Source organism: Lysinibacillus piscis (assembly GCF_026012395.1).
GTDB lineage: Bacteria > Bacillota > Bacilli > Bacillales_A > Planococcaceae > Lysinibacillus > Lysinibacillus piscis.
Genome location: NZ_BRZA01000008.1, coordinates 1 through 23,210, shown reverse-complemented (window position 1 = coordinate 23,210; position 23,210 = coordinate 1). Strand labels below are relative to the sequence as shown.

Below are 23,210 nucleotides of genomic sequence, written 5' to 3'. Positions count from 1 at the left end.
ACGAGTATTGGTGAATATCAAAAAAAGATATTAAACAAAATCCTTGGCGTTTCCTATTGAAAAGCCAAGGATTGAAAATCTGCAAGTTTGTGTTGAAGTTTTGCATTATTTATCTTAATTTGAACCACCGTATATGGAACTATACATATAGTGGTGTAGAAATTAGAAGTTAATCACTCGTTCATTTTTAATAAAGTGTTAATGTACCAGTGTATATAACATTATATCCGTCAGGGTATACATATATATTTGATATATATAATGTTCCAATCCAAACGCCATTAGCATCATTAATAGTTTTTTGCATACTCTGAGGGATTGAATTTCTATCTGGATATCTAGATTTAGTGAAATATTGATTTTCACTGTAAGGTCTTTGCAAATTGTAAGGAGTTATACTAGATTTTACTTCAATTGCTGTGTTTCCTTGAATCGGTAAAGAGGGTTGAATACTTTCTTCTGCGTTAGCAGTACTAATAATACCAACGGATAACCCTAATGTTGCTACACTTGAAATGAGTTTTTTAATCATGTTTTTAATCTCCTTTTATAGTTAATTTTCTTACAAATACCATTATATAATAAAATTTGTTAAAATGTATTTTATTTCGAAAAACAGTTATTTATTCCTATGTTTTAAGATTACTTTCATAATTAAATTAGAAGTGTTTTTATTGTATCGTAAAAATATTTTTGGTGAATTATAACTATAAATGCTTGATATTCTAAAATGATAATTATAAACCGAAGTTAAGCTAGTGAGAGATTCAAAGGTTTATATATACATTATAGAAAGGTAGTAATTGTTTTAAATTTAATCATAGTGAGTTAATTTTTTTCAAATAGCTTTCTACTTAAAATTAAAAATAGATAGCTAATTTTTTGATTTATTTAACGAAATATGAAAGTTAAATAAGGTGAAATTATTATGCAAAGTAGGAAATATAGAAAAAAGGTGTTAATTGTAGAATATTAATGATTGTAAGAAAGATATTTTTCAGTTAGAATTATTTAAAAATAAAGAATTTATAGAAAAATATAAAAAGTTTGAATGGTAAAGAGAATTAGAGGGTAGGATGGAGCGATTGAACATGAGGAAAAAGCTACTAGAAATAAAAGGTTTACAAACAACCTTTTTCACCGATGATGGACAAATTCCTGCCGTAGATAATATCGATTTTTCTGTATATGAAGGTGAAATAGTTGGAATTGTAGGGGAGTCGGGAAGTGGTAAAAGTGTAACATCACTGTCGATTATGGGGTTGATTCCGTCACCACCAGGGAAAATTACTGGTGGAGAAATACTATTAGATGGTAAAAATATTGCAGCATATACAGATAAGCAAATGCAAAAGGTTCGTGGTAAGGATGTAGCAATGATTTTTCAGGAGCCAATGACTTCATTAAATCCATTGTTTACAATTGGCGATCAATTGAAGGAAGCAATTTTAATTCACAGTCCGAAATGGTCAAAAAAGGAAGCGCTTGCAAGGGCCGTTGAAATTATGAAACTTGTTGGTTTGCCACGTGCGGAGGCATTGTTAAAGGATTACCCACATCAGCTATCAGGTGGGATGAGACAAAGGGTTATGATTGCAATGGCGCTCTTATGTAATCCGAAGGTGTTGATTGCTGATGAGCCTACCACTGCATTAGATGTAACGATTCAGGCACAAATTTTACAATTGATGAAGGACTTGAACCATCGTTTAAATACAGCAGTGCTATTAATTACACATGATTTAGGTGTTGTTGCGGAAACATGTGAGCGTGTTATTGTTATGTATGCTGGACAAATTGTGGAGGAAGCACCGATTGCTGAAATTTTTGCTGAACCTAAGCATCCATATACACAGGGACTTATTAAATCAGTACCTGATATGCGCTATAAGAAGGATAACTTATATTCTATACCTGGTACTGTACCAAAGCCAGGAAGCATCAAAGTAGGCTGTCGTTTTGCCGCACGCTGTGAATATGCAATGGAGCGTTGTACACAGGAAACACCTCCTTTATACGAGGCTGGAGAGCAACATAAATCCAGATGTTTTTTACAAGATGAGCAGGAGGTGAAGCAACGTGTCGAACGTTTTATTGAAAGTTAATGGGTTGAAAAAATATTTTCCTATTCGTCAAGGCATGTTGAATACACAGGTTGGGGATGTGAAGGCAGTTGATGATGTTTCTTTTGAAGTGTTTGAAGGTGAAACACTGGGCATTGTTGGCGAGTCAGGCTGCGGTAAATCGACAACAGGACGTTTATTAATGCGCCTATTAGAGCCAACAGATGGAGCAATTGAATTCGACGGTAAAATGATTTCTGAATTATCAAATAGTGAGATGCGTAAAGCTCGTCGTGATATACAAATGATTTTTCAAGACCCATATGCCTCACTAAATCCAAGACATAGCATTGGCAAAATATTAGAAGAGCCATTGATTGTTCATGGAATGGGCAATGCAAAGGAACGAAAGAAAAAAGTATTAGAGTTACTTGAAATTGTTGGCTTGAATGAATACCATGCTAAACGCTACCCACATCAATTTAGTGGTGGACAAAGACAGCGTATTGGTATTGCGAGAGCGCTTATGACGAATCCACGCTTAATTATTGCAGATGAACCTGTGTCAGCATTGGACGTATCGATTCAAGCACAAGTATTAAATTTATTGCAAAGCTTACAAAAGGAATTAAAGCTTACATATATTTTTATCTCGCATGATTTAGGGGTTGTCCGTCATATTAGTAATCGTGTGGGTGTGATGTATTTAGGGCGCATGGTGGAATTAACGGCTAGTGAGGATTTATATGCAGAGCCATTGCATCCATATACACAGGCATTGTTATCATCTGTCCCTGTGCCTGATCCGACATTTGAGCGTGAACAGATTATTATTACGGGTGATATTCCGAGTGCTTCTAATCCGCCAAGTGGCTGTGCTTTTCATACAAGATGTCCATTCAAAAAGGATGTCTGTTCACAAGTTATACCTAAATTACAAGAAGTAAAACCAGGTCATTCTGTTGCGTGCCACTTATATGAGGCAATTCAACATTAAATGATATAGATAAAACATCAGGGGGAAAACGAATGAAGAAAACAAAATTATGGCTTTTCAGTGCGATGCTTGTTTTAGTATTGGCTGTACTCGCTGCTTGCGGTTCGGGTGATAAGGATACAGGCTCTAAAGACAGTTCGGCTGGTGATGATTCAGCGGCTAACAGTGGAGATAAAACATTAGTATATGGTCGTGGTGGCGACTCGGTGAAACTTGACCCTTCACTTGTAACAGATGGTGAATCATTTACTGTTACAGCGAATATATACGAAACATTGGTTAAGTTTGGTAAAGGTGATGTCACAATTCATCCTAGTTTAGCAAAATCATGGGAAGTAGCAGAGGATGGCTTAACGTATACATTCCAACTTGAAGAAGGCGTGAAATTCCATGATGGTACTGATTTCAATGCCGAGGCAGTTGTGAAAAATATTGAACGCTGGAAAGCTGGTGGCGATAAGCATCCATACTTCAGCACTCAATTTGTAGTAGGTGATAAACAAGTAATTGAATCTGTAACAGCAGAGAGTGATTACACTGTTGTCTTTAAATTAAGTCAACCACAGGCACCATTCTTGAAAAACTTAGCAATGTCTCCATTTGCCATTGCTTCTCCAACAGCATTTGAAGCAGATGAAGAAAGCTTAGAAACAAAGCCAGTTGGTACTGGACCGTTTAAATTTGTGGATTGGGTACGTAATGAAACAATTACTCTTGAAAAAAATCCAGATTACCATATTGCTGGGTTACCAAAATTAGATAAAGTAATTTACCGTTCTATTCCAGATAATGCTACACGTTTAAATGATTTAATCACAGGTGCTATTGATGTTGCAGACGGTTTAAGCCCATCTGATAAAGGCACAATCGAAGGAGATGCGAACTTACAATTAATCGAGCGTCCATCTATGAACGTTGGTTACCTTGGTTTAACAGCAACACGTGCACCGTTTGATAATGTTAAAGTTCGCCAAGCTGTGAATTATGCAATCAATAAACAAGCATTAGTAGATGCATTCTATGAAGGATTAGGCACACCAGCGAAAAATCCAATGCCATCAGTTATTGCTGGCTATAATGATGATATTGCTGGCTATGAATATGATCCAGAAAAAGCAAAAGCCTTATTGAAAGAAGCAGGCTATGATGGCAAGGAAATCGAGCTATGGGCAATGCCTGTACCACGTCCATATATGCCAGATGGGCAAAAAATTGCAGAAGCAATTCAAAAGAACCTAGATGATGTTGGCATTCCATCAAAGATTGTTACTTACGAATGGGCAACATATTTAGATAAAGCGAAAGATGGAGAAGCAGACGCATTTTTACTTGGTTGGACAGGTGATAATGGGGATGCAGATAACTTCCTTTACGCATTATTAGATGGCGATAATATCGGCTCTAACAACTATACGTATTACAATAATCCTGAATTACATGAGTTGCTTGTACAGGCACAAACTGAAATTGATGAAGCAAAACGTAATGAGCTGTACAAAAAAGCACAAGAAATTATTTTTGCAGATGCACCGTGGGTTCCACTTGCACACTCTACACCAATTTTAGCTGCTAAGGCTAATGTAACAGATTATAGTGCACAACCAACAGGCTCTGACCATTTAGAAGAAGTAGATATTAAGTAGTTATAAAATGACAAAAAAATCTGCTTGCTTTTCTGCGGGTAAGCCGTGGAAAGTCTGGCAGATTTTTTTAGTCAAAATATGTTCTTGGATGGTGTAGTCAAGCACATATTTTGATAAAAAGCCTTTCTACACTATAGGTAAAGACTTCAATACTTTTGATGATAAAAGTATATTCAGAAAATAACAGAGAGGTGAAACACATGATTAACTATATGGGCAAACGTTTATTGCAATTAGTCCCTGTTTTACTAGGTATGACATTTATTGTTTTTATGTTAATTCGTGCGATTCCAGGTAACCCTGCACAAGTTATTTTAGGACAGCTTGCAACGAAAGAGGCAGTTGCCGCATTGACGGAAAGCCTTGGTTTAAATAAACCATGGTACACGCAATACTTTAACTATTTAGCTGGTATTTTCCAAGGAGATTTAGGTGTATCGTTGCGTACGAAAGTTCCTGTATCACAAGAAATTTTCCCATATTTAGCTGCGACAGCAGAGCTAGCTTTGTTTGCTATGATTATTGCTATTATTATCGGTGTGAATGCAGGAATTATTTCAGCATGGTTTCAAAATTCATGGTTTGACTATTTAGCGATGGTTATTGCGCTAATCGGTGTATCTGTACCAATTTTCTGGTTAGGCTTAATGGAGCAGTGGGTGTTTGGTAATCAGCTTGGCTGGCTTCCAACATCAGGACGTGCTGATGTGCGAGACCCTGTAACAGCCATTACCCATTTTTATTTAGTAGATACTTTATTGCAAGGACGTTTCGATCAATTTATCGAGGTATTAAAGCGACTGATTTTACCTGGTATCGCATTAGCCACGATTCCGATGGCCATTATTGCGAGAATTACACGTTCCTCAATGCTTGAAGTGATGCGTTCTGATTATGTGCGTACAGCTCGTGCTAAAGGGCAAAAAATGTTTATTGTTATTTATAAACACGCACTGAAAAATGCCATTATTCCTGTATTGACAGTAATCGGCTTACAAACAGGTTTACTGCTTGGTGGGGCGATTTTAACAGAGACGATTTTCAGTTGGCCTGGTATTGGTCGTTACATTTATGATGCGATTGGTTTCCGTGACTATCCTGTTATTCAGTCAGGTATTTTAGTTGTTGCCTTTATTTTCATTATGATTAATTTAATCGTGGACTTGCTGTATTCAGTAGTTGACCCACGTATTAAGTATAAATAGGAGGAGATGCGGTCATGACTGGAACGGTAGACATCAAAAAAGAAGCAGCACCACATCGTGAACGTGCAGCAGGTCCATGGATAGAAGGTTGGCGTAGTTTTAGAAAAAATAAAGTCTCCTTAGTGGGGGCAGGGATTGTATTGTTTTTCATTTTCTTAGCACTTGTTGGTCCATGGATTGCGCCACAGGGCATTAATGAGCAAGATTTAGCGAAGCGTTTATTAGCACCATCAAGTGAGCATTGGTTTGGCACAGATGATTTTGGACGTGATATTTTATCTCGTATTATTCATGGTGCGCGTGTTTCATTGTGGGTAGGATTCTTTTCCGTTATTTTATCCATTGTTGTTGGTAGTTTTTTGGGTATTATTGCGGGTTATTATGGAAAATGGGTTGATATGATTATTTCACGTATTTTTGATATTATGCTAGCATTCCCTAGTATTTTATTAGCAATTGCGGTAGTAGCTGTACTTGGCCCATCTTTGCAAAATGCGCTTATAGCAATTGCCATTATTAATATTCCAAACTTTGGCCGCCTGATTCGCTCTAAAGTATTGAGCGTAAAAGAAGAGGAGTACATAGTAGCGGCGAAAGCGATTGGTATGCACGATGCTCGTATTTTATTTGCGCATATTTTGCCAAACTCGATGACACCCATTATTGTTCAAGGTACATTAGCAATTGCGACAGCCATTATTGAGGCGGCAGCATTAGGATTTTTAGGCTTAGGCGCTCAAGCACCTACACCTGAATGGGGAAAAATGCTAGCAGATGCTCGTAAGTTTTTATTGAATGCACCATGGACAATGATTTTCCCAGGTTTAGCGATTATGTTAACCGTGTTAGGCTTTAACTTAATGGGTGACGGCTTGCGTGATGCACTTGATCCAAAAATGAAGAGCTAATCTAATAGGAAAGAGTTTCAATAGTCTATTCTTTGAAACTCTTTTTTTAATGTAAATTAATTACTTTTAAAACTTGCTAGAGCCATTATTTGAATTTTATATCATATTACTTTAGACTAAAAATAGAAGGAAAAGTAGTAATTTTGCAAAGATTCTACTATTCTAAAACGAGTGGAAGGGTGTTGTCATTGGCGATTAATTTACAAAAGGGGCAGCGTGTAGATTTAACGAAAGGAAACGCAGGCTTAACAAAAATTAAAGTTGGTTTAGGCTGGGACCCAGTAGCTGAAAAGAAAAGTGGTGGCTTCTTAGGAGGTTTGTTCTCAGGCGGTAATAGTGGCAGTGGACGCAATATTGACTGTGATGCTTCTGTATTGATGCTACGGGATGATAAAATTGTAGCTGGAGAAGATGTTATTTACTTTGGTAAGCTAACAAGTAATTGTGGCTCTGTGCAACATTCAGGCGATAATTTAACAGGTGATGGTGATGGCGACGATGAAGTAATTACAATTGACTTATCGGCTGTACCATCAGCATATAATAAATTAGTATTTGTGGTGAATATTTATGATGCGGCTGGACGTAACCAACACTTTGGCATGATTCAAAATGCGTATATTCGTGTCTATGATGATCGTACAAATAATGAGTTGATTCGCTACAGTTTAACAGATGATTATTCTAATTTAACATCACTTATTTGTGGTGAAATTTACCGTCATGAAACAGAGTGGAAATTTGCAGCGGTAGGCTCAGGTACAAATGATTTAAAACTTGGCGATGTTGTCAGACGCTATCAATAATTAAAACTAGAGGAGGAATAATAGTATGGCTATTTCATTGCAAAAAGGACAAAAGGTTGATTTAACAAAAACAAACCCAGGGTTGAAAAATGTAGTTGTTGGTTTAGGCTGGGATACAAATAAATATGATGGTGGTAATGATTTTGATTTAGATTCGTCTATCTTTTTACTTGCCGATACAGGAAAAGTAGCCGATCAAAATGACTTTATTTTCTATAATAATACGACAGGCGGTAATGGTTCTGTTGTCCATTCAGGTGACAATTTAACAGGTGTTGGTGATGGGGATGATGAGGTTGTGAAAGTATCACTAGCAGAAGTACCAGCACATATCCAACGACTAGCGTTCACTGTAACAATCCATGATGCGGATACACGTAATCAAAACTTTGGTATGGTATCTAACGCATACATTCGTATTGTCAATGAAGCAACAAATGAAGAGCTAATTCGTTATGATTTAGGTGAAGATTTTAGTATTGAAACAGCAATTGTGGTTGGTGAATTATATCGCCATAATGGAGAATGGAAATTCAATGCAATTGGCGCTGGCTACCAAGGTGGATTAGCTGCACTTTGTAGTGACTATGGCTTAGCTGTCAACTAATATATCATTGAAGGGAGATTTTTAATCGTGGCTATTCAGTTAAGTAAAGGACAACGTATTGATTTAACGAAACAAGATCCTAGTTTAAACAATGTAGGTATTGGCTTGGGCTGGGATGTAAAACAATTCGATGGTGGGCAAGATTTTGACTTAGATGCCTCTGTTTTTTTACTAGATGCCTCTGGAAAATGCCGTAATGAACAAGACTTTATCTTTTACAATAATTTGGCAAGCGTAGATCAATCTGTTGTGCATACAGGCGATAACCGTACTGGTGAGGGCGATGGAGATGATGAAAAAATTCTTGTTAATTTAAAGCAAGTATCTCCTCAAATTGACAAAATCGTAGTGACTGTAACTATTTATGATGCAGAGGGACGCAGACAAAATTTTGGGCAAGTGTTAAATGCCTATGTTCGACTGACAAATGAGGATACAGGTGCTGAAGTGCTACGTTACGATTTAGGTGAAGATTTCAGCATTGAAACGGCAGTTGTGTTCTGTGAACTATATCGTAATAATGGAGAATGGAAATTTGCAGCGGTTGGATCAGGCTATCAAGGTGGCTTAGCTGCATTAGTAAATGCTTACGGGTTACAGTAACAGTTAACTGTCACGTAATGGAGGAATATGATTGGACATTATTCGTGAAATATTAAATACATATGCGCAGTTTTTTGACTGGCAGATGTGGGGAGAAGTATTGACAGACCCTGTAGCTTGGGGGCTTATCTTTTCATTAATTATAATGGAAGGTTTGCTTTCTGCGGATAATGCATTAGTATTAGCGGTGCTTGTGAAGCATCTTCCAGCTCGTCAGCGGAAAAAAGCACTGATGTATGGTATGTTCGGTGCATACTTCTTTCGATTCATCTTTATTGGTATTGGGGTCTACTTAGTTAAATTCGCCATTGTGAAAGTAATTGGTGCGACCTATTTACTGTGGCTAGCCATTATGCATTTTAAAAATCGTGGCGGTGACGAGGATGAAGGAAAAGAATTTAAGAAAGCTGGCTTGTTAGTTCGTGTGTTTGGTACGTTTTGGGCAACCGTTATTTCAGTTGAATTGATGGATATTGCCTTTTCAGTGGATTCCATATTAGCAGCATTTGCGATTTCAGATCAAGTATGGGTTCTATTATTAGGTGGTATATTAGGAATTATTATGATGCGAACAATCGCTGGTGTATTTTTAACATTGATTGAACGTGTACCCGAGCTAGAAACAACTGCGTATATTTTAATTGCGATTATTGCATTAAAAATGTTTGCGAGTGTTTTTGGATTCCATTTATCACATGAAGCATTCTTCGCCATTTTAATCGTGGCATTTGTAGCGACATTTATTGTCCATAAACTAAAGAAGAAAACAGCTGCATAACAAGGCACTGTGTCAGTTTGCTTCAAGCAGGCTGGCACAGTGTTTTTTCATAAGGATGAAGAAAGGAAGAACGTTTTATGCAATATTTTTCAACAGCAGCTAACACTGTTTTTTATCAGCAGCCACAATCGTTTACGAAATGGGATGCGCCAGCGATTTTAGCTTATGCACTTGGGGCGACTTTGTATATGCCTGCATCAATGCCGTCAATTGTAGAGATGGTTCAATCTCGAAAATATCCGAATTTGACTTCTTTTGTTATTGATTTAGAAGATGCTGTAGGGGACAAAGAGGTGGTGGCATGCGAAGAAAAGGTAGTGCGAGATATTAGGCAACTTTATACGCTCTATTGTGGACAAGAAATTACTGCTGAACAGTTACCACTGATTTTTATTCGTGTGCGCAGTGTGGAACAACTACAACTTTTAGCGACGGCATTGGGAGAGCAACAGAAAGTATTGACAGGCTATGTTTTCCCAAAGTTTACTGCTACGAATGGGCAAGCCTATTTTACTGTATTGGAGCAAATTATTGAGCAATATGAGCTTACTTTATACGGGATGCCTATTTTAGAAAGCAGAGAAATTATTTATAAAGAATCACGTATGGACGCATTATGTGCAGTCAAACAGATTTTGCAACAACATCGAGAGCGTGTATTGAATGTACGCATAGGTGCTACTGATTTTTGTGGTATTTATGGTATTCGTCGTCAAATGGATGCAACCATTTACGATATTGGGATGATGCAAGATTGTATTGCCGACATTGTCAATGTTTTAGGGCGTGAGGAAGACGGCTTTGTTATTTCTGGACCTGTATGGGAATACCTGCATGCAAAAAATACTGTTACAGAGGGGTTAATGAAGGAAGTTATATTAGATAAACAAAATGGCTTATTAGGGAAAACGATTATTCACCCAAGCCATATTCGCATTGTACAAGCACTTTATGCAGTTTCATATGAAGATTATATGGATGCTTGCGATATTGTGGAAAGAAATGATGGGCAACAAGGTGTTTTCAAAAGCTATAATGCTAATAAAATGAATGAAATTAAGCCACATATGAGATGGGCACAAAAAATCATGCATTTAGCTCGTATTTATGGTGTTTTGCATGAATCTGTAGAGCAGACAGCACTGTTGAAATATGAGGAGGTAGGAGAATCTAAGTATGCAGAAAAATAAATACACAATTTTACCAAACTATGAGATAGATATTACTGTGACACATAATCCGTATTTGTTTGCACCTACTGATTTGTTTCAAATGGCAGCACGTATTAATAAAAAAAGGCAGTTTTTATTTGTGAGTACTGTACTTGGCAAGCATTTGGCGGTGCGTCCACAAATTCCTTTATTAACAGGGGCATTGCTTGCAACTATGTATTATCAGCAACGGCTTGGACAAGAGGTTGAGGAAGCTGTTTTACTGGCACAAGCATTGAAAGAGGGATTATTTGCATTTCAGCCAGCATTCCAATTACCAGAAGCAACTCTTTTTATTGGCTTTGCTGAAACAGCTACTGCTTTAGGGCATGCTGTATTTGATACATTTTGTGAAAATGCCATGTATATTCATACAACAAGAGAGTTTTTACCTGATATCGAACCATTTGTGACATTTGAGGAGGAACATTCACATGCTACGAGCCATCGTATCTATGCAGTAGAGCCTGAACGACTCATGCAGGCACAACGCATTGTGTTGATTGATGATGAAATTACAACTGGAAATACGATTATTAATATTGTGGAAACACTTAGAAAGAAATTTCCACATGTTAAGCATTATACGGTATTGTCGATTTTAGATTGGCGTTCTGAACAGCAGCAGGCTTATTTTATGCAATTGGAGCAGCAATGGGATATAGAAATTCATTTTTTAGCACTTATGCGAGGCTATTTTCATTGTCAGGGGGAGCCTGTTTTAACAGTGCCACAACCTCAACACATTAGGCATGATATACAACAACAGGAATTGATTGACATAGAAGAACCTATGGACAAATTACATTATCGTTCTATCGCAGAGAATGGTACAGAAAACCAACAACCTTATTTAGTAGCAACAGGTCGATTTTTATTAACAGCGCCACAGCAACGGCTACAAAAAGAAACATGTATAAAAGTAGCGGAGCAATTGAAAAAGTTGCGAACGACAGGGCCAGCATTAGTCATTGGCACAGGAGAATTTATGTATGTACCGATGCAAATTGCTGCTACACTCGGAGATCAAGTCTATTTCCAATCAACAACTCGTAGTCCGATTTACTGTACAAATAAAGAAGAATATACAATCAAAGAGAAGATTGCCTTTGATAGCCCAGAGAATAATGGCATCGTCAATTATTTATACAATATACAAAATCGTCCATATTCGGAACTTTTCCTAATTGTTGAACGTATAGCCAATAAAGAGATAGTAGCTCAAACTGTAAGTGCACTACAATCGGTTAGTACAGCCACGATACATGTCGTATGTATGACGGGAGGAATTCATGATGAAACAGCCTGATCAAATGGGCAGTTATGTAGCAGAGGATGTCACTTTTTTATTACGTGACCTAAGTAATGCAGCATTAGAGATTACAAATGATAAGCGTGAGCAACTGATTCAAGCAGGTACTCATTACTCTGAAATGTTACCTGTCGAATATCAACCAACTACAGCCTATATGAAGCTATTTTATAACACATTGGAATCCCATGCAGAGCGTGTGGCAGTAGCTATTGGCGTGGTAGCACGGCAAATTGCTGACAGACATGATGTCGAGCGATTAGTGTTAGTGAGTTTAGCAAGAGCAGGTACACCTGTAGGTATTTTACTCAAACGTTATTTGTACATCTATCATCATATCAATATACCGCATTATTCGATATCGATTATTCGTGGGAAGGGCATTGATGAAACAGCAATTCGTTACATATTTGCACAGCATCCACAGGCGAGTATTCAATTTATTGATGGCTGGACAGGTAAAGGGGCGATTACACAGGAATTGTTAGCCTCATGTAATAAGTGGAATGCTCGCTACGAGGACAAATTGGATGCGGCATTAGCAGTTCTTGCAGATCCCGGTCATTGTGCGACTATTTTTGGCACACGTACAGATTTTTTAATTCCCTCTGCTTGTTTAAATGCAACCGTTTCAGGCTTGGTTAGCCGCACCGTGTTGAACACGAATTTATTGGCTGCAGATGATTTTCATGGAGCTAAATATTATGTAGAACTACAGGATGTAGATGTCTCTAATTTTTATCTTAATCGTATTACAGCCTATTTTGAAAAGGTACAGCAAGCAGTGCAACAACATACGTTAGAGCAAGGAACTATTACATGGCAAGGAATGCAGGACATTCAAAAAATCCAGCAAACGTTTGAAATTCACAATAGCCATTTCATTAAGCCTGGTATTGGTGAAACGACACGTGTGTTATTGCGACGTGTACCGTGGAAAATTTTAATTAATCCGCAGTACATCAATGAACTACAGCCTATTTTATTATTAGCTAAGGAACGAGATATAGAGGTTGAGGAATATGTGGATATGGCTTATGCATGCTGTGGCTTAATTAAGGAATTGTAGGAGGAAGGGTATGCTATTATTTACATCGGATTTAGATCGAACACTTATTTATTCGAATCGTATGTTTCATCGATACCCACCAGCGACCAATACAATTGTTGTAGAATATAAAGAGCAAGCACCTTTAAGTATGATGACAGAGGCTACGATTCCTTTATTGCAACAAGTAAGGCAGTGCACACAATTTGTACCTGTCACGACACGTGCACGCCATTTATATGAACGTATTGGTTTGATGAAAGAATTACAGCCTACTTTTGCGATTACGAGTAATGGCGGTACAATATTAATAGATGGTCAACCAGATGCAACATGGGAAAAGCTATTACGTCAACGAATAGAGGATTCAGCTATATCTCATGCAGCTATGGAAAAACAATTTCAAGCTTTTCAATCAAGTCGATGGCTACAGCGTTCCGAGTATGTAGATTACTTATTTGCTGTACATTATATAGATAGAGAAGCTCTTCAACTAGATGAGCTACAAACCATTACGCAACAATTGGCAGAGCAAGGATGGTATGTGTTACTACATGGTCGGAAATTATATATAATGCCCCATGTGCTAACAAAGGAGGCAGCAGTTACGTATTTGAAGGAACAATTTGGTACATATAATTTACACGTAGCAGCAGGAGATTCCATTTTGGACTATGGCATGATGGCAATCGCTGATATAGCTTATACGCCTCATCATGGAGATGTGCAAGAGATGCAACAATGTTCATTACCACATACAACCTATTCCAGAAAAAGTGGAGAAGCATTTACGAAGGAGCTATTAGAAGCAGTTTTACAATTAGCAACAAAGTAAATTTCAGGGGAGGTGGCGTTTGTATGCAAGTACGAGCAATACAAGCAATTTTGGAGCGAGAGCCAATGGATTGGCTCCAAGCGTTTCAAGATTCACCGAAAAATCGACCATTTTATGAAGAAACAGCACAGCATATTCAATTTAGTCGTATTGCAGTGCGTGTACTTGGTGTGCCTGTAGAAGAGGATGACTATTTTAATCAGCTATATACTTTGGCACAGCAACCTACTATTCATATTTTAAGCGAAGAATTGAATAAGCATATTGAACAGCAGGATTTTCAAGCATTACAGCATATTCTATCGCAGCACCAGCAAACATCAAAAGGTTTATCCATTAATCGATTAATTGCCATGATGTATGGGCATCAGTTAATACCCAAGCATGATCATACGGAGATAAATCGCCATTTACAGCTTGCGACGATTCGAGTAGTCGAACGTTTTCAACAACAGCAAGCATTAGGGTTAATGTCGAATGAGTTCAGGCGTTTCTTAATTGATATGGTGAAGTGGCTTAAAAATCATTGGATTATTTGGACAAAGGAAATGAGCCCAACAGATGATTTTCCGAAGGTTGTTTGGTATGGGGAGTTGACGTTGAGCCAAAGTTACTTTTTATTATTATTGATGGAACTTGGCTGTGATGTGTTAATTTTTCATCCAAATAAGGATGATGCATTTGCTGGCATTGATACAACAAATGCTTTTTCGATTACACATGATTATGTGAACCAAACAGCATTACAGCCATTCCCTGATAAATTACGTGATCGTCAGGCAACAGTGGGCTACCGTTCTAGTCAGCATTTTGAGCAATTAATGCACAATCAGTCATCAGGTGTTTATCGCGCATGGCAGTTTCAGGAGTGTATGCCACGTGCATTAACATTGCGTATGACCTATGATGACATTTTGATTTATGCCCATGAAAAAGCGATGGTTCGCCCTAGCTTTGAGGTTGTAAATCAAGAAATCGTGATTCCTGTTATTTTTGCGAAAGTGAGTGGTGTGACGAATAGACGGGAAGACTATTGGGATATGCTTCATCAGCTAGTAGTTAGTCCGTTTACTTTATTTGTGCAAAAATTCCCATATACAAAAACAAGTAAAGCTAATTTTCATTTCCACTATCAGCATTGCTTAGTAAATGGAGAATTATCTGTGGACCGCATTATGCAAAGCGATTGGTGGCAATATGATACGTTGACATTTGAGCTACAGCGAGCTATTGCATATACGATGAAAATGGTTTGTGAGCAGCCAATATTGAAGCAACAACCAAATGAATCTTTATATGAACTGCAATTATTTGTATTTAAGCAACTAACCATGATTCCTGAAGAAATATTGCGACTGCTACAAGGCTTTGATTATGCGCAAGATATACCTAAAATCGTGCTCTATCAAGCGCCAGAGCAACCTATGTTAACCCGTGAAGATGTTGTGCTATTAGCATTTTTGAATCGCTTTGGTGTGGACATTGTTCATTACAATCCAACAGGGCAATTAGATATGGAAAAGCATTTACAAGAAGATACGTTTGATGTGCATCGTTTAGAGCAAATGGTATTTGACCTACAGTATGAAGCACCTAAAAAACAAAAGCCAACAGCCGAAAAGGGTATAAAGAAATTATTTAATCGCTTTTTTGATTCGTGAGGAGGAGGGCTTATCGTGAGGCTTGAACAGTTAACCCCTGAATTAGCAGTAACGGTCAAACAACAATTACGACAAAGTGCGGAAGTACAACAAATCGCCAATCATCTCAATATTAAAAATCAGATGGATGTGATGGCACTAGGGAAAGAGCCTGCGATAAAGTTAGCACAATTTTCTGATCGAATGTTGCAAATGTTAGCGACTTCCAAGGCAAATGACTCCAGTGCATTATTGAAGCAATTAGAAGACTTACTTGTGAAATTTGATCGTCAAGAGTCGACAGAGGAAAAAGGCTTTTTCAAAAAGTTTTTTAAACGACCTGCCAAAAAAGAGGAAGATATATTGGCGAGTTATCCTATTATTAGTCGAGATATTGAGAAAATCCATTATCAATTTGTTGTAATGGAAGATACATTAGCACAGGATAATCGAATGCTTGCTCAATTGTATAATGAAGACATCCAGTATTATTTGGAATTGGAGAAATACAGTGTGGCAGCGGAGATGAAACTAGAGGAAATACAAACAACTTTAATGCCGATGTATGAAAAGCAAAGTATGTCAGGTAATCAAATGGCTCAAATGGAACTGACGACTTTACAAAATAGTGCTGAGTTATTAGCACAGAAAATAGATGAGCTTGAAAAATCACGTATGGTGGCGATTTTAGCAGCACCACAAATTGAAATGCTACGTCAAGGCAATCATCAATTAATCGAGCAAATTAACAATGCCTTTGTGAAGACCATTCCTGTCTTTAAACTGGGGATGATGAATGCGATTCAAAATAAAAAACAGCAATTACAGCAAAATTCTGCCGCAGCATTTGAAAAACGAATGCATCAATTTGGCGGTGCTAATGCAGACGCTGTGCAATTAAGCATGATGATGGCTCAGCAAACAGACAGCACACTATCGCTTGAGGATATTTGGGAGACACTGATGATTGGCATTGCAGACTATCGTCAATTACGTGATGAGCAAACAACAAAGCAACAACAAATCGAGCAACAATTAATGACATTACAGCCATAAGAAAATCCCTGTTCACTGCTGTGACAGGGATTTTGATTATGAAAAATCCTCCTCTAACTCTACGTCAAGCTCTTGCCCATGGTAATTTTGATAGGACACGATGAGTGTATCTAGATGCTCTAGGTTTTCCTCATAATCTAAAATACGAGATAAAATATAAAGCAAGTGATAGCTTGAAAACTCCGTCTCATCTTCTTCACGAGCTACCGTTATTTGTTGAATGAAAATTTCCATTAATTCATTACGCTGAATGTAATCGATATTTTTACTCCATTCGGAATGCTCGGGCTTGAGCTTGCCTGTATATTTCAGCAAGAGCTGTTCGTGATAGGTGAGCAAAAAATCCAAACGTTCCTGAATCATGAGATGAAATTGCGTCGGTAATGGTGCTAATTCATTTTCATGCTTATGCAAGCGTTGCAATAACTCCAAGCTTTTTTTAGAAGTAACAATCATTTGACGATAGACAACGAGCTTGCGGGCTTTCACGTACGTTTTATGTTTTAAGTAATTACGTTCTTCTTTATACAATTCATATAATAGGTCAACACGTGTCATACGACCTTTAAATTTACTTAAAGCAGCTTTTGTGGATGTATGTTCAGATGCTTGTCGTACAGCTAATCGAGTCCAACGAATAATATCATCCTGTAACATATAAATTTTATGAAATAGCTTTGCCTCATATTTCGGTGGTAAGAAAAATAGGTTGACGATAAAAGCTGCAAGTACCCCAACTAAGATCGTTGTAAAGCGAATTAAACCGAATGTCAAGAAGTCATCTCCTTGAATTTCCATAATCGCTACAACCGTTACAAGTGCTAATGATAAAGATTTTTCTAGCTTAAATTTTATCATTAAGCCGAGTGTTATAATGACTGCAATACCAATGGCGACAACATGATGGCCGAAAAGTAAGCCAAAGCTTACGGCAATTGTAGCACCAATGATATTTGCTTGTATTTGCTCTACAATGGTTTGATAGGAGCGATAAATGGATGGTTGAATAGCAAAAATAGCTGCAATACCAGCAAAGACAGGAGATGGTAAGTGCAATAGTTCTGCTGCAAATAAGGCGAAAACAATGGCGACACCTGTTTTAAATATACGGGCACCTAATTTCATAGACGATAGCTGTCCTTTCTATATCAAAATTCAACTTCTATACATTATAAGGGGAAGTGCTCAGAAAATACATGGATATGCCATGAAAAAACGACTCCTAGTATGTAAGAGTCGTCGTTTTCTTTATAACTGTGAAAATGCGTAATCGACAGCTTGAATCGTTTCATGAATATCTGCTTCTGTATGTTCGGTAGTTAAGAACCATGCCTCATATTTAGAAGGTGCTAAATTAATACCTTGCGCTAACATTAATTTAAAGAAGCGACCAAAAATTTCACCATTTGAATTTTCCGCTTGCTCATAATTTTCAACTTTCACGTCTGTAAAGTAAATTGTTAATGCGCCTTTTAAACGATTGACAGTAATTGTGACATGATGTTTTTGTGCAGCCGCTAAGATGCCTTCTTCTAGTAGTGCACCAAGGCGGTCCATTTCATCATAAATACCTGGTGTTTGTAGCACTTCTAGGCAGGCAATACCTGCTTGCATCGAGGCAGGGTTACCAGCCATTGTACCAGCTTGGTAGGCTGGCCCTAATGGTGCGACCGTATCCATAACCTCTTTGCGACCACCATATGCCCCAATTGGTAAGCCCCCACCGATTACCTTACCAAGCGCCGTTAAATCAGGTGTTAAGCCAAGTAAATTTTGAGCACCACCATAATGGAAGCGGAATGCAGTAATGACCTCATCGTGAATCGTTAATGCCCCTTTTTCTGTAGCTGTAGCGTGTACTAGCTCAAGGAAGCCAGCGTTCGGCTCAACAATACCGAAGTTTCCAACAATCGGCTCAATTAAAATCGCAGCAATTTGCTCGCCCCATTTATCCATTGCTTCCATAAATGCTTCAGGATTATTAAATGGCACTGTGATGACTTCCTCTGCTGTTGATGTTGTCACACCTGCTGAATCAGGTGTACCTAATGTAGCGGGACCAGAACCAGCAGCTACTAAAACTAAATCGAAGTGCCCATGATAGCAACCAGCGAACTTCATAATTTTTGTGCGTCCTGTATAAGCACGAGCAATACGAATAGTGGTCATCACAGCTTCTGTACCAGAATTATTAAAACGTACCTTATCCATAGAAGGAATCGCTTCTTTTAACATTTTAGCAAATGTTACTTCATATTCTGTTGGTGTACCAAATAACGTACCATTTTCAGCAGCATGTGTAATTGCCTTTGCGATATGTGGATGGCCATGTCCAGTAACAATTGGACCATAAGCCGCTAAATAATCGATATAGCGGTTGCCGTCTACATCCCAAAAATAAGCGCCTTTACCACGAGCCATTGCGACAGGTGAGCCCCCACCTACGCCTTTATAAGAACGAGAAGGGCTGTTTACACCACCCACAATATGTTGTAGTGCTTCAGCGTGCAGTGTTTCAGATTTTGTATGTTTCATAAATAGTTGCCTCCTAACTTCATAACTCCTCTATTGTAGACCTAATATAACAAGAAATCCAAAGATTTTTAGCGTAAAATAGAGAGAGTATAGGAGGTAATGATGATGAGTTTAATAGAAGGAAATAAAGCACCTGCGTTTTCATTGCTTAATGAAAAGGAAGAAATGGTGAGCTTAGCTGATTTTCAAGGGAAGTATGTTATTTTATACTTTTATCCAAAAGATATGACACAGGGCTGCACAACGGAGGCTTGTGATTTTCGAGATAAACATGAGGATTTTAGCCGATTAAATGCAGTTGTACTTGGTGTAAGCCTTGATGATGCAAAGCGACATGTAAAATTTATCGATAAACATGGCTTGCCATTTTCATTACTAGTAGATAGTGAACATCAAACAGCGGAGGCTTATGGTGTGTGGGTGTTAAAGAAAATGTATGGGCGAGAATTTATGGGTGTGGAGCGTTCAACATTTTTGATTGATCCACAAGGTTGTTTAGTTAAATCTTGGCGTAAAGTGCGTGTGAAAAATCATATTGAAGAGGTTTATACATTTTTAGCACAGTTGGAGGGAATACAATGAGAATCTATTTTACATTTGAACCACGACCTGATTTATGTGAGTCATTACTAGCAGAATTTCCACAAGTCCATTTTGTGTTTGAACGTCGTTTATCACATGAGGAATTGACCCAAGCAGATGTGCTTGTTACATATGGAGAAGATGTAACAGAGGAGGCCCTACAGTATGCACCTAATTTGAAATGGATTTTCGTTGCTTCTGCGGGAATTGAAAAATTACCAGCACAGGCGATTATGGAACGCAGTATTATTGTCTCGAATGTGCGAGGAATTCATAAAACGCCAATGGCAGAATCCGTGCTCGCACACATTTTGGCATTGAAGCGTGCGATACCTTGGATATATGAACAGCAGCAAAAGAGTGAATGGTCGAAAAAAGCGAAGCAATCTGAATTATATGGTAGTACAGCACTTATTTTAGGTCCAGGTGCAATCGGCTCAGAGATTGGGCGTTTATTGCAAGCATTTGGTGTCAAAACAATTGGCTGTAATCGTTCAGGTCAAACAGCTCCTTACATGGACAGTATGACAAACTTTACACAGCTAACAGATGTTTTACCGCAAGCAGATATTGTCATTGCCGTTTTACCAAAGACAGCGGAAACAACACATTTACTGACTGAAGTGCATTTCCGTGCAATGAAAAATAGTGCCATTTTCATGAACTTTGGACGTGGTAATTTAGTAGAAGAACATGTACTGCTGCATGCAATGAAGGCACAGGAGATTGGCTATGCTGTACTAGATGTGTTTGAGCAGGAGCCTTTGACAGCTGATAATCCTTTATGGTCGTTACCAAATGTTATCATCTCACCTCATATTTCTAGCCATTCCTCACGTTATGTAGAAAGAAGCTTAGCTATTTTTAAACCGAATTTGGCAAAGTGGTTACGTGGTGAAGGAGATTTAGAAAATTTACTAGACTTATCACGAGGATATTGATAGCTGAATATTGACAGAAGTAAGTCTCATTATATACACTAATTATAACAATTATAAAATAATAATCTTTATGAAAGAGGTGCATGACGATGTCTACAACGCATTTACAAGATGCACTTGACACGTTAAAAACCACTGGTGTACGCATTACGCCTCAACGTCATGCGATTTTAGAATATTTAATTCAATCAATGGCACATCCAACTGCCGATGAAATTTACAAAGCTCTTGAAGGCAGATTTCCGAATATGAGTGTGGCAACTGTTTATAATAATTTGCGTGTTTTTCGCGAAGTCGGTCTTGTGAAAGAGCTAACATATGGTGATGCCTCTAGTCGCTTTGATTTTGTGACAAATGATCACTACCATATGATTTGTGAATGCTGTGGAAAAATAGTCGATTTTCATTATCCAGGTCTTGATGAAATCGAACATTTTGCATCGCAAGTAACAGGGTTTGATGTGCACTCGCATCGTTTAGAACTATACGGCACTTGTGCTACGTGTAAAGCAGTTTCTACTAATGTACAATGAAAAAACTCCTAGCTTCTTAATGGGCTAGGAGTTTTTTTTCTTGGTATTATAAGATTGGTCAAACTCTTTTCCTTCAAGTGTTGGATCCAATGTTAATGGCTCGTTGCAATACATACACATATCTACACGACCTAATACTTTGGTATGCTTATGACAATTTGGACATTCTACTTGAACAGCACGTGTTGATAATAGTCCAATCCATGCGTAAACAACTGTACTACCGATAATACATAGCACGCCAAGCGTCATGAAAATTAAAACGAGCACTGGATGGTTTTTAAAGAAGATACCTCCATACATAACCACAAAGCCTATAAAAATAAGTGCTAGAGCAAATGAACGGATTTTATTGATTTTATTTTTGTAAGGTTTCATGTTAAATAACCTACCTCCCAATCTAAAATCTACTATACCATATAAGTCGTTCGTGTTTTAGCATTGAGTGCTTAGAAAGAAGGAATCTTTTGAAGAGATGTCGAATTTTTAACACGAGTATTTAGAGAGGGGGATTAGAAATGGAGCAAGTTTTACGTCCGATATATCAAGAACGAGCGAGCCAAGCGAATACGTTAGGTGTTATTTTAGTTGAAAAAAATAATGAACGGAGTAATGTCACAGATACGTTTGATACCATCTTATTGATTATTGTCAAAGAAGCCATACAGCCTGTTTTCACAAAACATTATTCATATGATGACCATAAAGTAGCTTTACATACAATTACAGAAGAACAAATAAGAAAATGGCTACTAATTGGTTCTAATAAAAAGGTGGTTGATTGGATTTTCTTTGGGCGTGTTTTATTTGATCGTAATGAATTTTTCCATAAGCTCAAAATTGAACTGCAAGAGTTTCCGTTCAATGGTCGTAAAATCAAGATAGGTATTCAATTTTCAAAACTTATCCGTCGTTATCTAGAAGGAAAAGAATATTTTGAGAAAGGGCATTATTTAGATGCTTATAGCCATGTCGTAGATTCTTTACATTATTTGGGACGATTATCTATCATTAATAGCGGTTTATACCCAGAAGTAACGGTTTGGGCACAAGTAAAGAAGATTGAACCAGCTATTTATAAGTTGTACGAGGAGCTTGTAACAAGCAATGAATCTTTGGAGAAGCGATTAGAGCTGTTATTTTTAGCTAGTGAATTTTTAATTCATTCACGTACAGATGATGGAGCAAGACATATTTTAGAAGTGATGCAAACAAAAGAGTTTTGGACAATTCAGGAATTACACGATCATCATGAGCTTAAAAATTACTCTGTAGATTTAGAAGTCTTCATTGAATATTTAGTTGGGAAAGGCTATATTCTAGCTGAATTAGATATTTCTAAAAGTGAAGCAGTTTTCCATCGACATTATAAAGTAAATTTAGCGATGCTAGAGAAAATACGAGGAAATTAATGCGTGTTAGATAGTTTGGAGTGCCTTTGTAATAGAGGTAACTCCAAGCCATTTTTTATTTTAGGGGATATTTATTACCGGTTAGATAAAGGTGCATATGATTAAAAAACAGCTAGTATTGTAATGACATATGCTATAGGGTGGTGGGTTTTATAAGGCAAAAGTGTATGAGCTACATAGCAGAAGCTAAGGAGGAAATAGTATTTTAAAAAAATTGTTGACGAATATTATGTATATAGTATATATTATTAATTGTCGTTAAGAACATAGCAGTTCTTTTTGAAAATCAAAATTAAAGTTTTTATAAAAACTGTTGACATGTTGTTAGAATAGCGATAACATAGAGAAGTCGCTAAAAACGATAAAACATGAACCTTGAAAACTGAACAAACAAAGCGTAATCAATAAAGTAAGACAATTTTGGACATCATACCAAAATATGATGCCAGCAATGTTTTCTGTGCGAAAGCGTAGTGAAACATAGCGTCAGCAATT

General features: G+C 37.5%; 23 protein-coding genes. 19 read left to right on the top strand and 4 right to left on the bottom strand.

The window, feature by feature from the left end:
- Nucleotides 1-187: 187 nt before the first annotated feature.
- Entirely contained in the window at nucleotides 188-532 is a 345-nt protein-coding gene (locus OPF91_RS17435) for a hypothetical protein (RefSeq protein WP_264990209.1), read from the bottom strand.
- A 559-nt stretch (nucleotides 533-1,091) separates the two neighbouring features.
- Between OPF91_RS17435 and OPF91_RS17430 the strand changes: the two genes are divergently transcribed.
- The 15 genes from OPF91_RS17430 to OPF91_RS17360 all read left to right on the top strand — a co-directional run bounded on the left by OPF91_RS17430 (nucleotide 1,092) and on the right by OPF91_RS17360 (nucleotide 16,712).
- Complete coding sequence (locus tag OPF91_RS17430; RefSeq protein WP_264990208.1) at nucleotides 1,092-2,105, top strand: ABC transporter ATP-binding protein; 1,014 nt, start codon at nucleotides 1,092-1,094, stop codon at nucleotides 2,103-2,105.
- Nucleotides 2,080-3,060, top strand: coding sequence for an ABC transporter ATP-binding protein (locus OPF91_RS17425; RefSeq protein WP_309297447.1), 981 nt, complete (start codon nucleotides 2,080-2,082; stop codon nucleotides 3,058-3,060). The genes OPF91_RS17430 and OPF91_RS17425 overlap by 26 nt, the downstream gene beginning before the upstream one ends.
- A 32-nt stretch (nucleotides 3,061-3,092) precedes the next feature.
- Nucleotides 3,093-4,703, top strand: a complete 1,611-nt coding sequence (locus tag OPF91_RS17420; RefSeq protein WP_264990207.1) for an ABC transporter substrate-binding protein — start codon at nucleotides 3,093-3,095, stop codon at nucleotides 4,701-4,703.
- A gap of 200 nt (nucleotides 4,704-4,903) precedes the next feature.
- Nucleotides 4,904-5,908, top strand: coding sequence for an ABC transporter permease (locus tag OPF91_RS17415; protein WP_264990206.1), 1,005 nt, complete (start codon nucleotides 4,904-4,906; stop codon nucleotides 5,906-5,908).
- A 14-nt stretch (nucleotides 5,909-5,922) separates the two neighbouring features.
- Nucleotides 5,923-6,816, top strand: a complete 894-nt coding sequence (nikC, locus tag OPF91_RS17410; protein WP_264990205.1) for a nickel transporter permease — start codon at nucleotides 5,923-5,925, stop codon at nucleotides 6,814-6,816.
- Between the two features lie 188 nt (nucleotides 6,817-7,004).
- Nucleotides 7,005-7,622 (top strand): TerD family protein, encoded by a 618-nt coding sequence (locus OPF91_RS17405; protein WP_264990204.1) that lies wholly within the window; start codon nucleotides 7,005-7,007, stop codon nucleotides 7,620-7,622.
- 25 nt (nucleotides 7,623-7,647) lie between these two features.
- Entirely contained in the window at nucleotides 7,648-8,229 is a 582-nt protein-coding gene (locus OPF91_RS17400; RefSeq protein WP_264990203.1) for a TerD family protein, read from the top strand.
- A 27-nt stretch (nucleotides 8,230-8,256) separates the two neighbouring features.
- On the top strand, nucleotides 8,257-8,832 hold the full coding sequence (locus tag OPF91_RS17395) for a TerD family protein (RefSeq protein WP_264990202.1): 576 nt from the start codon (nucleotides 8,257-8,259) through the stop codon (nucleotides 8,830-8,832).
- Nucleotides 8,833-8,863: 31 nt separating this feature from the next.
- Nucleotides 8,864-9,610, top strand: coding sequence for a TerC family protein (locus tag OPF91_RS17390; protein WP_264990201.1), 747 nt, complete (start codon nucleotides 8,864-8,866; stop codon nucleotides 9,608-9,610).
- A gap of 77 nt (nucleotides 9,611-9,687) precedes the next feature.
- Entirely contained in the window at nucleotides 9,688-10,800 is a 1,113-nt protein-coding gene (locus tag OPF91_RS17385) for an HpcH/HpaI aldolase/citrate lyase family protein (protein WP_264990200.1), read from the top strand.
- Nucleotides 10,787-12,130 (top strand): phosphoribosyltransferase family protein, encoded by a 1,344-nt coding sequence (locus OPF91_RS17380; protein WP_264990199.1) that lies wholly within the window; start codon nucleotides 10,787-10,789, stop codon nucleotides 12,128-12,130. Before OPF91_RS17385 ends, OPF91_RS17380 begins: the two co-directional genes overlap by 14 nt.
- Entirely contained in the window at nucleotides 12,117-13,202 is a 1,086-nt protein-coding gene (locus OPF91_RS17375; protein ID WP_264990198.1) for a cysteine protease StiP family protein, read from the top strand. Before OPF91_RS17380 ends, OPF91_RS17375 begins: the two co-directional genes overlap by 14 nt.
- Before the next feature lie 10 nt (nucleotides 13,203-13,212).
- Nucleotides 13,213-14,016, top strand: a complete 804-nt coding sequence (locus tag OPF91_RS17370; RefSeq protein WP_264990197.1) for an HAD family hydrolase — start codon at nucleotides 13,213-13,215, stop codon at nucleotides 14,014-14,016.
- A gap of 23 nt (nucleotides 14,017-14,039) precedes the next feature.
- Complete coding sequence (locus OPF91_RS17365; RefSeq protein ID WP_264990196.1) at nucleotides 14,040-15,677, top strand: YceG family protein; 1,638 nt, start codon at nucleotides 14,040-14,042, stop codon at nucleotides 15,675-15,677.
- A 15-nt stretch (nucleotides 15,678-15,692) separates the two neighbouring features.
- Nucleotides 15,693-16,712, top strand: a complete 1,020-nt coding sequence (locus OPF91_RS17360; protein ID WP_264990195.1) for a toxic anion resistance protein — start codon at nucleotides 15,693-15,695, stop codon at nucleotides 16,710-16,712.
- Nucleotides 16,713-16,748: 36 nt separating this feature from the next.
- Here the strand turns inward: OPF91_RS17360 and OPF91_RS17355 are convergent, their stop codons facing one another.
- Together OPF91_RS17355 and OPF91_RS17350 are read right to left on the bottom strand one after the other, a co-directional pair.
- Entirely contained in the window at nucleotides 16,749-17,837 is a 1,089-nt protein-coding gene (locus OPF91_RS17355) for an FUSC family protein (RefSeq protein ID WP_264990194.1), read from the bottom strand.
- Nucleotides 17,838-17,960: 123 nt separating this feature from the next.
- Nucleotides 17,961-19,247 (bottom strand): glutamate-1-semialdehyde 2,1-aminomutase, encoded by a 1,287-nt coding sequence (locus OPF91_RS17350; protein ID WP_264990193.1) that lies wholly within the window; start codon nucleotides 19,245-19,247, stop codon nucleotides 17,961-17,963.
- 105 nt (nucleotides 19,248-19,352) lie between these two features.
- On the opposite strand from OPF91_RS17350, the gene bcp reads away from it, so the two are divergent.
- The 3 genes from bcp to perR all read left to right on the top strand — a co-directional run bounded on the left by bcp (nucleotide 19,353) and on the right by perR (nucleotide 21,303).
- Entirely contained in the window at nucleotides 19,353-19,829 is a 477-nt protein-coding gene (bcp, locus tag OPF91_RS17345; RefSeq protein ID WP_264990192.1) for a thioredoxin-dependent thiol peroxidase, read from the top strand.
- Entirely contained in the window at nucleotides 19,826-20,770 is a 945-nt protein-coding gene (locus tag OPF91_RS17340; protein ID WP_264990191.1) for a D-2-hydroxyacid dehydrogenase, read from the top strand. Before bcp ends, OPF91_RS17340 begins: the two co-directional genes overlap by 4 nt.
- Before the next feature lie 89 nt (nucleotides 20,771-20,859).
- Nucleotides 20,860-21,303, top strand: a complete 444-nt coding sequence (gene perR / locus OPF91_RS17335) for a peroxide-responsive transcriptional repressor PerR (RefSeq protein WP_264990190.1) — start codon at nucleotides 20,860-20,862, stop codon at nucleotides 21,301-21,303.
- 24 nt (nucleotides 21,304-21,327) lie between these two features.
- Here the strand turns inward: perR and OPF91_RS17330 are convergent, their stop codons facing one another.
- On the bottom strand, nucleotides 21,328-21,681 hold the full coding sequence (locus OPF91_RS17330) for a YgzB family protein (protein WP_264990189.1): 354 nt from the start codon (nucleotides 21,679-21,681) through the stop codon (nucleotides 21,328-21,330).
- Nucleotides 21,682-21,821: 140 nt separating this feature from the next.
- Here OPF91_RS17330 and OPF91_RS17325 point away from each other — a divergent pair, with 140 nt between their 5' ends.
- Nucleotides 21,822-22,715 carry a nucleotidyltransferase-like protein gene (locus OPF91_RS17325; RefSeq protein WP_264990188.1) on the top strand — a complete coding sequence of 298 codons (894 nt, stop codon included), beginning with the start codon at nucleotides 21,822-21,824 and terminating at the stop codon, nucleotides 22,713-22,715.
- Nucleotides 22,716-23,210: the final 495 nt, after the last annotated feature.